Consider the following 13,419-nt stretch of genomic DNA (forward strand, 5'->3'; position numbering starts at 1 on the left):
TTCCTCCGTTAGTGAAGCGTCGTAACTGCTTCTTCGAATGCCGTTAAAAATAAACCAGGTCATTGAATATTCAATGACCTCGTCTTGTATATCTATTGGTTCCCAACGCCATGGCAAGCTTTGTATTTTTTGCCGCTACCACATGGGCATGGGTCGTTACGTCCAATGTTTTCGGCTTTACGTGTTGGTAGTTTTTTTGGTTTTGCAGCGCCTTCTTCTTTCGGGTTCACTGCTTGGCCTTTTGCTACTTCTTCACGTTGTAAATTACTGCGTATTTCTGCCTTTAATGCGTATTTTGCAACGTCTTCACGCACTGCTGCGACCATGTCCTCGAACATCGCAAAACCTTCTTGTTGGTATTCGCGCAGTGGATCTGTTTGACCGTAGGCACGAAGGTGAATCCCTTGACGTAGCTGGTCCATTGCGTCGATATGGTCAATCCACTTCGTATCAATCGAACGAAGTAAAATAACCTTTTCGAATTCACGCATACGCTCTGGCGTCATCGCTTCTTCTTTTTCGTTGTAACGTTGTTGAACTTTATCGTAAATGAATTCAATCATCTGCTCAGGTGACTTATCTTCTAGCTGTGCTACAGTAATGTCGCCTTCATCTAAAAGATTGGCAGCAAGATAATCCTCGAGTGCATCTAGTGTCCAAGCATCCTTTTCACCTTGCGTATGAAGCGCAACAGCATTTTCAATTGCCTGTTGGATCATTGACTCAACTAATGCACGCATATTTTCAGAATCCAACACTTCTTCACGCTCTTTGTAAATAACTTCACGCTGCTGACGTAATACATCATCATATTGTAATAAGCGTTTACGCGCATCAAAGTTATTCCCTTCAACGCGTTTTTGTGCAGATTCTACTGCTTTTGATACCATGCGTGATTGAATTGGCTGTGCATCGTCCATACCAAGCTTCGTCATCATCGATTTCATGTTGTCAGAGCCGAAGCGACGCATTAAATCATCCTCTAATGATAAGTAGAATTGCGTTACCCCTGGGTTCCCTTGACGACCAGAACGACCACGTAACTGGTTATCAATACGACGCGACTCATGACGCTCTGTACCGATAACGGCTAAACCACCAATGTCAAGCACACCTTCACCAGGCTTAATATCTGTACCACGGCCAGCCATGTTTGTTGCAATTGTAACTGCACCCTTTTGACCCGCATTTAAAATAATCTCAGCTTCTCGCTCATGGTTTTTCGCATTTAATACATTATGCGGAATTTTGAATTTGGTTAAATATTTTGAAATAATCTCCGATGTTTCAATCGCAACCGTACCTACTAACACTGGCTGTCCTACGCGGTAACGCTCAGCAATATCTTCAGCAACAGCTTTGAATTTCCCTTCCATCGTCGCATAAATTAAGTCCGGACGGTCATCACGCGCAATTGGTTTATTCGTTGGAATCGCAATGACTTGCATGTTATAAATATTGCGGAATTCCTCTTCTTCCGTTTTAGCTGTACCAGTCATACCAGATAGCTTTTCATACATACGGAAGTAGTTTTGGAACGTAACCGTTGCCATTGTCATCGATTCATTTTGAATGTCTAGACCTTCTTTTGCCTCAATCGCTTGGTGTAAACCATCTGAATAGCGACGCCCCTTCATCAAACGACCTGTGAAGCCATCAACAATAACAACCTCGCCGTCTTGTACAACATAATCTACATCATTATGCATCGATGCATGGGCCTTTAAGCTTTGGTTGATTGCATGGTTTAAACGAACATGAGCTAAGTCAAATAAGTTATCGATGCCAAATGCACGCTCGGCTTTTTCAATTCCTAACTCTGTCAACGTAACGCCCTTTGTTGATTCTTCATAGTTGTAATCTTCATCTTTTTTCAGCATACGTACAAACGCATTGGATTGTACATAAAGCTGTGCTGTTTTCCCTGCTTGACCAGAAATAATTAACGGTGTACGCGCTTCATCGATTAAAATCGAGTCTACCTCGTCAATAACAGCATAATATAGCGGACGTTGTACACGATCTTCTTTGTAAAGGACCATGTTGTCACGTAAATAATCGAAACCTAATTCGTTATTTGTAGAATACGTAATATCCGCAGCATATGCTTCACGTTTTTCTTCCTTTGAAAGGCTATTCAAGTTTAAACCGACCGTTAAGCCTAACCATGTATAGAGCTCGCCCATCTCAGTCGCGTCACGGCTTGCTAAGTATTCATTGACTGTAACAACGTGAACACCTTTACTCGTAAGCGCATTTAAATAAACCGCCATTGTAGAAGTCAATGTTTTACCTTCACCGGTTTTCATTTCGGCGATATTCCCTTCGTTTAATGCAGCTGCACCCATAATTTGTACGCGGAATGGGTACATGCCTAATACACGTCGAGACGCTTCACGAATTGTTGCAAACGCTTCTGGTAATAAATCATCTACAGTTTCGCCATTTTGATAGCGCGTTTTGAACTCATCTGTTTTTGCTTTTAATGCATCATCCGATAAGCTTTCCATCTGTCCAGCTAATGCTTCTACTTTATCTGCAATTTTTTCTAGCTTTTTTACTTCTTTTTTATTGAAATCAAATAATTTATTTAATATGTTTGCCATCGTATTGACCACTTCCCAATAATAGTCTCAAACTACATTTTACCATTATATATGTATATGGCGCAAATTCCCTAAGCAAAAACTATTTTACGTATGGAAATTTACGACTTATAAGTTTCTAAATAAAGATTGTTACTCTCCTTTTCAGTTGTATAAATTGTAAGGCGTACCCAAAAATGACAAACGGGTTGCCGATGATCGTGGCAACCCGTTTGAGTAAATATTAGTTTGTTTCGATTAAGCCATATTTGCCATCTTTACGCTTATAAACGATGTTTGTACTGTCCGATTCTGCATCTGTGAAAACATAGAAATCGTGACCAAGCATGTTCATTTGTAAAATCGCCTCTTCTTGATCCATCGGCTTTAGATCAAATTGTTTTGTACGGACAACTGTGTATTCTTCTTCATTTGAATCTGTCATCGGCTCTGCTTGTGCAACCGTTGCAAAGTATACGCCTGCACCTTCACGATCACGGAACTTACGATTCACCTTTGTTTTATGTTTACGAATTTGACGCTCTAGTTTGTCAACGATTAAATCGACTGCTGCATACATATCATCATGACGTTCTTCAGCTCTGAGCGTTAAATTTTTCATTGGGATTGTTACTTCTACTTTTGTTTGCTTATCATTATAGACCTTTAAATTGACATTAGCGTTTGCGTTTAAATCTTCGTTGAAATAACGTTCAATTTTTTCGATTTTTGTTTCAACGTGATCACGAATCGCTGGAGTTACCTCAATGTTTTCACCACGAATGTTAAAATTTAGCATGTAAACTCCTCCTTCATTACGGCTATAATTACTACTTCTACATCGGTTTAAAAAATCCTTCTACTTCTTAAAAAGTTTTTCATTTTTCAACAAAATACTTCAAAAATAAAAAGACCTAGTTAGGATACCCTATTGTTTCCTATTTACCTCTTTTTTTCGACGCAATTTTAATTCACTGACGATTAATTCTTCAATAACTGGCTGATTTTCAAAAGTCAATCCATACTGAATATGACGCCCTAAATCTTTAGCCCATACAACCTCAGCAATCGCCTTAATCAAAACTTCATCTAAAATGAACTGAACTTCTAGCTGTACGAGCTTATTATTATGTACACCAATTTCCTTATTCGAAAACATTTTCATCCCATGTGGACTAATATCTACAATTTCACATGGATATTTTGTCAGTTCTATATTTTCAGATTTGCCATCTAGTAGAATCATAAAATTAGCGGAAATTGGCTCCTTAAACGCGTAACGAAACCCCTCTGTTCTTTTAAAAACCATTATAAGTTCCTCCTGCATGTGCAATAAATCCATAAATTTATCGTCTATTATATTTCGATAATACCATAAACTGTATATAATACTAGAAAAAACTCACCTTAAGTTACAGGTGAGTTTAGCTCGTTCATTTATAAAGCTTTACAGTTAATTTAAAGGTAGCCGGTATCCTTTTCTCATCTAGATAAAATTCACTTTCCCATTTGGACTCAAAATGAAAAAACGGATCGCATTCCAAATAATAACGTTTACTTTCCTCTATTAAAACAGAAGGTGGCTTCGTTATAATGGCCGCTGTTCCCTTTTCTAAAACAAACGTATAAATATGTCCATCCGCAGTCACGATAGGCATCATATGAAGCGTATTTCTATTCACTAAATAAAAATTTAATATTTCCATCATTGCATCTCCATTCATTAAAATAGTTACAAACATTTTTTTATTAACTACATGTATATTCTTCCTGAAGCTCTGCACAATTCAAGTTCGTTCGTTGTGCTCGAGTTGAATAAGATGTCGCATATAAAAATTGATTCAAATAATTAATTGCTAAATACTTTAATGCCTGATCATAACGAATTTTAAATTTACTACAAGGGACGGGTATAGTAACACTATAATTCCCTTTCCCATGGACAATTGTATACTCATCTCCATCTGCTTCAAACTTCTCAATTTGATGAAGTGCAAAATAAACACATGTCTCATTCCGATGGGATTCGGATGGGAACCAAATATTGATAAAGGGCTGAACTTTTAAAGCGAAAGAAAACATAGATGATGATCCAAGCAAAAAAGAAGCCGCCTCTTTAGCACCTTTCCAGCTTGAACCCATTTGACGTAATTGACAATCGAGAAGTTTAACTGCTGAAAAGGGTATTTCTACTTCCTCTGTATTTTTTAAAATAATTGAATACGGTTTTCCAAACTCACCAAAGCGCGGGATTAAAGCAAACGCATCTAACAGGGATGGCATATTATTCATAACTACTCTCCTTTTCTTCATTTAATAGTTATCAATTACCAAAAAAAGGAGTATACTAATAGTAGTTGGTATACTCCGACTAACAAATACCTCAAGTGATGTCTCCCAAGATGCTCACTTGAGGTTTTTCATTTTGCCTTTCACATGTTCCTCACCTCCTTAATAAATGATGCGAATAGACGATTCCGCTCAAATATAGCAGTTTGAAGTTTAAGTAGAAAAGTTCAACAAATTAGTAGCATGAAATTCTATGAAGAATAATTGAATATTAATAGTCACTAGGTGCTATTTTTATATGATACTTTCAGTTGGAATGATAAATATTATAAGAGTGGGCAACCATGATGAAATGCGTACTATTTCTTTAATTAAGTGGATATTTTGAATGGTTTCTAAACAGGATATATTTACTATTAATACCATTTTATATATATTTTATAAATTTGTCTAATATTTTATGAATATTCTAATATTTTTCCGCATATTGATTTAATTTATGAATAATACTTAACCAAATTAAAAAGCGGCTAACATATAGCACGCTCTTTTACTATCTTTATTCGTATAAATCACTTACTGCTTCCTTGTAAAGAGTGATTGCTTTGTCACTTTCTTCTACCGTCCCCCTTTTTACCCCAATATAAAACTTACATTTTGGCTCTGTTCCAGATGGACGAATACAAATCCATGAATCATCCGCTAAAAGTAACTTGATCACATCTGCAGTTGGAAGTCCATTTACATTTCCGTCTTTGTAATCCTCGATCTTTATCACTTCTGCTTGGGCAAAATATTCAGGTGGATTTTTTCGAATGTTTTCCATAATAGATGCGATTTTTTGCTGCCCCTCGACCCCATCAAACGTTAGAGAAACAAGTGCTTCTTTGTACGAGCCGAGTTCTTCATATAGCTTGTTTAATACATCCAGTAACGATTTATTTTGCTTTTTATAATGGGCAGCCATTTCTGCTGTCACAAGAGCAATTTGGACGGCATCTTTATCACGTACAAAATCACCTGCTAAATAGCCATAGCTCTCCTCATAGCCAAATAAAAAAGAATGCTCCTTCGTTTCTTCCCATTCTGCTATTTTTTCAGTAATGTATTTAAAACCTGTTAAAGTATTCACCGTCGAAATACCATATTTATTAGCAATTGCCGTACCAAATTCAGATGTGACAATTGTTTTTACCACTGCCGCATTCGGTGAAATCGGTTTAGTTTCCAATAAATAATTTAGTAGTAAAGCGCCTAATTGATTGCCTGTTAAAAGTCGATATTCTCCATCTAATACGGCAACACCAAGGCGGTCGGCATCTGGATCTGTTGCCAGTAAAACTTCTGCATGTACTTGTTCCCCTAACTTCATGGCCAATTGAAAGGCATCGGCCTCCTCAGGATTTGGATAAAGTACTGTCGGAAATTCGCCCGATTGAACAGCTTGTTCTTCCACAATATATAGCTGCTCGAAGCCAGCACTTTGTAAAGCACGCACTGTTGGCACAAGCCCAGCACCATGGATTGGTGTATAAACAACACGTAAGTCCTTCTCTCCAAGTGTTGTAAAGCAATTTAAGGCTTCAATATAAGCTTGATCAATTTCATCTAAAATTTCTACACAAAGATCCGAAAGAAAAAGCTCCTCTAAGCTCAGTGCTTGAATATCAAAAATATTGTGGATCATTTCCATATGCGCAACGATTTCATCGGCAAATAGCGGTGTCAACTGCGACCCATCCTCACCATACACTTTAAAGCCATTATATTGCTTCGGATTATGGCTAGCCGTAATCACTACACCCGCAGCCGCAGAAAAATAACGTACAGCAAAGCTAAGCAGTGGCGTTGGTCGACTTTCTTTAAATACATAGCTTTTAATGCCATGCTTTGCGAGCACACTTGCTGTTTCATAAGCAAATTGCTGCGAAAAATGGCGTGTATCGTATGCAATAACTACACCGCGATTCCGTGCAGCATCCCCCTGCTCAGCAATTTGACGTGCTAAACCTTCAGCTACGAGACGAATCGTATGAATATTAATTCGATTCGTGCCCGCGCCAAGTTTCCCACGCATCCCAGCCGTTCCAAAAGGCACGTATTGATAAAAGCGATCCGATATTTCTTGTGCAGTCTTGATTGATTGAAGCTCTTCTTTGTAGTTCGATGATTGTAACCAGTCGTTGTATAGATTTTTCATAGAATGACCCACACCTTTACTAGTTTTTGTAATATATTTATGCAAGGTATGAGAGGATAAGAACTAAAAAGGACCTAACTTTAGGCGTTAGGTCCTTACTAGTTAAACTTGTTCTACATGACCGTATTGTTGCTGACGTGTAATTTTAATAACTTCTTTCCATGTGTCGCGGAATTCTGTTACTAGGCTTTCTACTTCTTCGATGATTGCCTGGTCGTTTTTTAAATTCGCCTCTACTAAACGTTGATTCATGTATTCGTATAAAGGCAACATTTGTTTAGAAATTTCGACGTTCATGTTTAGAGTAGACATTAGTTCAGCAATAATTGCTTGTGATTTTTGAAGATTAGTATTTTTCTCTTCGATATTTTTATTGCTCATAGCAACTTTAGCTTTCCCTAGAAACTTCAAACAACCATTATATAACATCAATGTCAATTCACCTGGCGAGGCCGTTGTAACACTGTTTTGTTTATAGGTATTCAAAGCATTAGAATGTACAGTCATAGTGACACTCCTTAATTAAAACCACTTTTATTTTTTCCCATCATAATAGCGACCTTCTAAAATCCGTAAATTTTCATAAGGATCAATATAATGGCGTTCATTTTTTTTTGTATTTTGTAAATCTTTTATATCATTTTTTACAGTATCCATGACTAATGCGAGTCTTTCTTTAATTCCTTTATCAAGCTCATATAAAGTGTGATGTGCCTCATCTTCTGGATTAAATTTAAAACCAGTTCTCTGAAGACTAATTACTAGTTCACCACGTTCATCTAAAAGTTGATTAATTTTTTCAATATACTCTGTACGACTTTCATCGTCTGGATTTTTTGTTAAATGCTTAAACAATTGAGCCGATTTTTGTAAATATTCATTCAGCATAGTATACACTCACCATATTAACCTTGCATGAACATACTAGATTGAGTATTAGCTTTTTGTATCGCAGATTCCATTGCTGAGAATTGTTTAAAATATCGTGCCTCAATTGATTTTAATTTATCTTTCCATGTAGCGATTCGCTCGTCAACGGATTTAATTGTTTTACCCAGGGTATACGTGTTCTGAACTGCGCCTTCTTTCCCTGCTTTTTCAGAAATCGTATCAATTCCTGTCTTAGCAATAGAACGTAATTGAACGATTAAACCACCTTTATCATCAGCACCGTTTGTACCCTCTTGTCTTGTAAATAAATCAGAAACTGCTTCTGGATTGGTTTCAATAGCATTACGAAGCTTTTTTTCATCAATTTCTAATTTACCACCATTATTATACTCTTTCGATGTAGTGATTCCAATATTAAATAATGCGTTAAATTTACTGTCTTTTGTTGTCGAAACACTGTAAATAGAAGAACGCATATTAGAAACTACACTACTAATCGCTGTATCATTTCGAAGAATTCCTTGTTTCGCTTTTTCTTCCCACTTTTTAATTTCATCCTCTGACATTGCAGCTTTTTGAGCTTCAGTTAAAGGTTTATAATTATAGTCTTTTTTCTCTTTAATTGGTGAATTCATGCTCTCAATTAAACCATTATAAAGTTCAACAAAAGACTTTACCTTATCAACGATGGCATCTGTATTAGTTGATGCACTAATATTAACAGCACCTGTGTAGTTAGTTGCATTTGTTTCATTAAATGTTTGATTTAAAGTAATATTGTAGCCAAACTCTGTAAATGTATTTCGAGAAATTTCTTTTTCAATTCCATTTACTACGTATTTAGCGTTTTGGCCTACTTGTATTGAACCCGTATCTCCACCTGTAAATCCAAGTGATTTAAATACTTTGTCTGTTCCTGTATCTGAAACAATTTCCATAGATACATTATCCTTATGTCCTGTTGCATTAGTGGATAATGACATTTTCCCATCAGAGAAAATAGCAGTTAAACCTGCTCCAGAAGAATTTATATTTTTTATAAAGGAATCCAATGTATCTGTAGATTTATAATTAATAGTTGTCTCTTTTAATGTACCATCTTTTTGAATTACATTTACCGTAACTGCTCCATCACCTGTAATACCTAAATCATTTAAAGTATTAGTCCCTTGTACAGTATCTGTTGAACCAGATGCTAATGAAAGTGTAGACACCTTATTAGCTGACTGAGCTAGCTGTGATACAGAAGAAATTGTCAATGATGCTGTTGCATCAGAATTAGCCTTAACTGAGATTTTAGATGAATCTGATACAGTAGCTGACTTTGTAGTAAATGGAGTCAATAAATATTTATCAAATCCTTCCGTACGAAATGCCTCTAATTTCGTATTAATGCTTCGGTAAGAATCACGTTGCCATTCGTATTTTTGTTTTTGTTGCTGAAGCTTTTCCATTTTAGCGCTTTCAGCTTTCATTAGTTTTTCTACAAGTGAATCAATATCCATACCAGAAGCTAATCCTGTAAAACGATTCCCGGTTGTACTTAAATAGGAAAATGAAGTTGAATTTGTTGATACCATAATTTTTACCTCCAATAATTATATTTTTTCATCTACAATCATGCCTAACATTTTTTGCATTTCATAAAATGCATCTAGTAGTCTTTTGGGTGGTATTTCTTTTACTACTTCCTCTGTATCACGATTAACAACTGTTACATAGTAACGGTCTAGACCTTCATGATAAATGAATTTTGAGGAGCATTGATTTACTTCTAACATTTCATTCATTTTATTGACTACATCTTTTACTTGGATCTTCGTCTCTTGACTATCTTCTACTAACTTTCCACGATCTAATGCATGTAAGGTAACTCCCGTTACATTTACTTGAATCACTTCGCTATCTAAAATTTCGCCTTTATTAGGAATAGCTTTATTAATTACTTTCGTATCCGTGTTAGCATGTTCCAGTATACGCATATTTTTAACCCCCTTGACTAAAATACAGGCTTTGTTATAAGTAATATCGGTATAAAAAGAATTTTTTTTAGTTTCGTTTTTTAAGGACTCTATAGAATTAAATAAGTGTTATAAGCCCTTCTAGCAAGTGAACGCTATTTAACACTTACTTTGATTAAAACTTTTTATTTTTCAAACGTATGAACATTTTAAAACCAACATATTATTCAATTCTGTAAATGAAAATGGTAGAGTACGTCTCCGTAATAAGACTGATTGGAGCATGATCGTCCAGTGTAGCTAACGGCTAACGCCTTTCGCTACAGAGCAAAGCTTTTTGCTGTGAAATCGTAACGGAAATCGCACCGGGCTGAGTATTCATTTTTTCGTGATTCATCCCTAAAAAGAAGAAAAAGTTGACCAACATCCTGTTGCGCGCGGTGCAGGTGAAACGGAGGCTGCCTGGAGAGAAATCAACCTCTTTCACAAAAAAAGAGTGTAGTAAAAAAATTTACTACACCCCAACATTTGATTTAAGACCTAAATTTTTAAGCAACGCTAAAAGATCGATAACCTTCTTTAATTGTAAGTATATTGGATAGAAGCTTGTGCCCCCGCTCTACCTACCGTAATATCAACTGTGCCTGCTGCGTTAGCAGTTGGCATTTTGATACGGATACGATTTGTTGCAAGGTAAGTATAAGCTACTTCCTGTCCATCAACAGTTACAGTCATTAAATTATTGAAGTTAGTACCATAAACAGTGACTAAGTTGCCACCTATGACTGAACCACTTGTGACAGATAAACTTGTAACAGTAATAGGAACAGGTACATAGTTATATCCATCATTAAGGATTACTTCCTGTTGGTCAGCATTAACAACCTTTACGGATACCAGACCGATAATAGTAGAAGCAGGTGCCTTTACTTTAATTTCTGTGTTATATATTGAACTTATTACAGCCGCTTTGTCTCCAAAATAAACTTTCGCTCCACTTTTAAAATTAGTTCCTGTAATTGTAACAACTTCACCACCAGAAATTGTTCCTGAGTTGCTTGAAAGAGATGTAATCGTCGGCGCAGGATCCATGGCTGGTTCTTCATAAGTAAACCCTCCTGCTAAAATAGCAGATTGTCCATCTGGATTTTCTAGTTTTACATCAACAGTCTTAGCTTCCATACTCACAGGGATTTTGATTCGAACTTTAGAATTTGTGACAAAGTCCATCACAATTTCCTCGTCATCCAAATAGACTTTAGCGTTTGGAGCAATATTATTTCCAAATAAATAAATAGTCTTTTGCTCCCCTGTTAATAAGCTCGTTTCAGACAAATAGCTAATCTCTGGAGCAGGAGCTGGTGGCGGTGCTAAATATTCGTATGCATTTGTTAGTTCAGAAAAAGAACCATCTGGATTAACCACTTTCACTGTCACAAATCCTTCAGAATCGGATTGTGGCGCATTAACGCGAATTTTAGAAGAGTTCGCATAATAGTTTACAATAGCCTCTTTATCACCAAAATAAACTTTTACCTTGTTATCAAAGTTTTTTCCTAGAAGATAAATAGATTCTCCGCCAGTTAATTTCCCAGATGTAGCAGAAAGACTATCTAATTGAATAACAGGTGCAGGCGGTGGCGTTAAATAATTATAAGCATCCGCTTTTTCCACTTTTGTGCCATCTGGATTGACTACTTTCACTGAAACGAGTCCATCTGTATTCGATTCTGGGACAATGACATAAAGTTTTGCTTTTGTACTAAAACTTGTATCGGCCTCTACTCCATTTATATATACTTTAGCCCCATTTAAGAAGTTAGAACCGATGACAGATACCTGATTGCCACCTTCCATCTTACCTTCTGCTGGTGTTACATAAGAAATTGTTGGATCAGCGTAATACATAAATGATCCGATTGCGAATTGATTATCTGTATTGACTACTTTCACTTCAACTGTCCCTTGAACACCAAGAGGCGTCTTCACCACAATCTCATTTGAGGATTCAGAAAGAACCGTTGCTTGATTTGTGCCAAAGTATACTTTAGCTCCTGGTAGAAAGTTTTGTCCTGTAATTGTAACTTCTTCCCCACCAGTCGTTAACCCCATCTCGGGATTAATAGAAGTAATAATTGGTGCTGGATTCAGGACATTAATCATTGGATTGTTAGTGTTTACTGTATAGTTTACTTTTTGATGATCTTCAAAGGTTGCTGAAGTAGTACCTAGTAAGTATTTTCCAACTTTCGTTGTTGTCTTTGCTCGAATTTGATAAGTAAACGTTAGTTCCTTCGACTTTAATTCTTGTATATTCCATTCTAATGTATTTCCAGTAACTTCAGGTTTAGGTATATTATTGTCATATGACCCAGGAACGATTTCGAATTCAGGTGAAATCGTGTCTGTTAGTTTCACATTATATGCGCTTGCTAATCCAATTTCTTCAACAATTCTTTTGTACACATCAGATAAGCCTACTGAACCAAGTACAAAATGGTGATGGTCTCTCGATGTAGCCATATCTTTTAGCAATTGGTTAGGTGCACTAGCAGTTGGGTCTTCATTTGGCCCCAATAATGCAATAGAGTAAAAAATAATTCCTGCATCTTTAGCTGCATTAGCACTTGCTAATGCATCAGATGTGTTATTTGCTGCACCATCTGTTAGAATAACGATTGTTGGTTGTGCTTCTGGGCGATGATTCGCAAGCATCGCCGTAGCTGCTCTAACTGCTTCACCTGTTGCTGTTCCCCCGCCTGATTGAATTGTATCCACATAATTCTTTGCAGCCGTTGCATCAGTTGTTAATGGGTACGAGGGTGCAGAAGAGGCAAAATCAACAATCCCTACTTGATGTTTCGTTAAATCCATTAGATCAATGAACTCTTTTGTTGCATCTTTAGCTGCATTTATACGATTATCCTGTTCCATACTTCCGGATTTATCAATAATTAAAATAACATCATTAGGTCTAACATATGTGGAATCCTTTGGAGTTCCCTTAACTGATATTGTGACATTTGCAATATCGCCTTCTACTAGACTTGTCACATCGACTGTTTTTGTGATATTCACAAGATCACTTCCTACAAGGTTCGATGCACTTGCAGAATACGGTAAAATAGAACTTATTATAAGAGCCATAACGATAAGTATAGTTCTTACGTAATTATTTTTCTTCATTAGATTCCCACCCCTATAGTATTTATTAACTGTTATATTATCATATAACTGTATACTGTATCGACTAGAATAACGGAAATTAAATAGGTGAAATGTAGTTTTTTTTTACAATAGATAATTGTGATTGAATGTAAGAAAATTTTTTTGTAGTTTGGGGTGGAGCTCAGCGTGACTCCTTGGGGATTAGCGTCACAGATGAAACTCTGGAGCGAGTGGAGCAGCGCAGCGGACGCTCCAGGAAAGCACGCTAGAGCGAAGGAAATTAACTCAAGTTATGGTAGTAATGATCTAATTTTAGGGAATGGAA

At 36.5% G+C, this 13,419-nt stretch carries 11 protein-coding genes; all 11 read right to left on the reverse strand.

The features are described 5' to 3' along the window. Positions 1 to 92: 92 nt before the first annotated feature. Positions 93 to 2,606 (reverse strand): preprotein translocase subunit SecA, encoded by a 2,514-nt coding sequence (secA, locus tag MKZ17_RS16625; protein ID WP_340724848.1) that lies wholly within the window; start codon positions 2,604 to 2,606, stop codon positions 93 to 95. A 223-nt stretch (positions 2,607 to 2,829) separates the two neighbouring features. Continuing rightward, positions 2,830 to 3,384, reverse strand: a complete 555-nt coding sequence (gene hpf, locus MKZ17_RS16630) for a ribosome hibernation-promoting factor, HPF/YfiA family (RefSeq protein ID WP_340724849.1) — start codon at positions 3,382 to 3,384, stop codon at positions 2,830 to 2,832. A 129-nt stretch (positions 3,385 to 3,513) separates the two neighbouring features. Next, a complete protein-coding gene (locus MKZ17_RS16635) occupies positions 3,514 to 3,894 on the reverse strand; it encodes a PilZ domain-containing protein (protein ID WP_340724850.1) in 381 nt (126 codons plus the stop codon). Positions 3,895 to 4,018: 124 nt separating this feature from the next. Next, entirely contained in the window at positions 4,019 to 4,291 is a 273-nt protein-coding gene (locus MKZ17_RS16640) for a competence protein ComK (RefSeq protein ID WP_340724851.1), read from the reverse strand. A gap of 43 nt (positions 4,292 to 4,334) precedes the next feature. Beyond that, on the reverse strand, positions 4,335 to 4,877 hold the full coding sequence (locus MKZ17_RS16645; RefSeq protein ID WP_340724852.1) for a competence protein ComK: 543 nt from the start codon (positions 4,875 to 4,877) through the stop codon (positions 4,335 to 4,337). 556 nt (positions 4,878 to 5,433) lie between these two features. Next, positions 5,434 to 7,074, reverse strand: coding sequence for a phospho-sugar mutase (locus MKZ17_RS16650; RefSeq protein ID WP_340724853.1), 1,641 nt, complete (start codon positions 7,072 to 7,074; stop codon positions 5,434 to 5,436). A 102-nt stretch (positions 7,075 to 7,176) separates the two neighbouring features. Then, positions 7,177 to 7,581, reverse strand: coding sequence for a flagellar export chaperone FliS (gene fliS / locus MKZ17_RS16655; RefSeq protein WP_340724854.1), 405 nt, complete (start codon positions 7,579 to 7,581; stop codon positions 7,177 to 7,179). 27 nt (positions 7,582 to 7,608) lie between these two features. Then, positions 7,609 to 7,962: a flagellar protein FliT gene (locus MKZ17_RS16660; protein WP_340724855.1), complete on the reverse strand. Its 354-nt coding sequence runs from the start codon at positions 7,960 to 7,962 to the stop codon at positions 7,609 to 7,611. Positions 7,963 to 7,979: 17 nt separating this feature from the next. After that, positions 7,980 to 9,545 carry a flagellar filament capping protein FliD gene (fliD, locus tag MKZ17_RS16665; RefSeq protein ID WP_340724856.1) on the reverse strand — a complete coding sequence of 522 codons (1,566 nt, stop codon included), beginning with the start codon at positions 9,543 to 9,545 and terminating at the stop codon, positions 7,980 to 7,982. Between the two features lie 18 nt (positions 9,546 to 9,563). After that, positions 9,564 to 9,947, reverse strand: coding sequence for a flagellar protein FlaG (locus MKZ17_RS16670; RefSeq protein WP_340724857.1), 384 nt, complete (start codon positions 9,945 to 9,947; stop codon positions 9,564 to 9,566). Between the two features lie 558 nt (positions 9,948 to 10,505). Continuing rightward, positions 10,506 to 13,112 (reverse strand): IPT/TIG domain-containing protein, encoded by a 2,607-nt coding sequence (locus MKZ17_RS16675; protein ID WP_340724858.1) that lies wholly within the window; start codon positions 13,110 to 13,112, stop codon positions 10,506 to 10,508. Positions 13,113 to 13,419 lie beyond the last annotated feature (307 nt).

The sequence above is a fragment of the Solibacillus sp. FSL R7-0682 genome (assembly GCF_038005985.1).
In the GTDB taxonomy this organism is placed as follows: Bacteria; Bacillota; Bacilli; order Bacillales_A; family Planococcaceae; genus Solibacillus.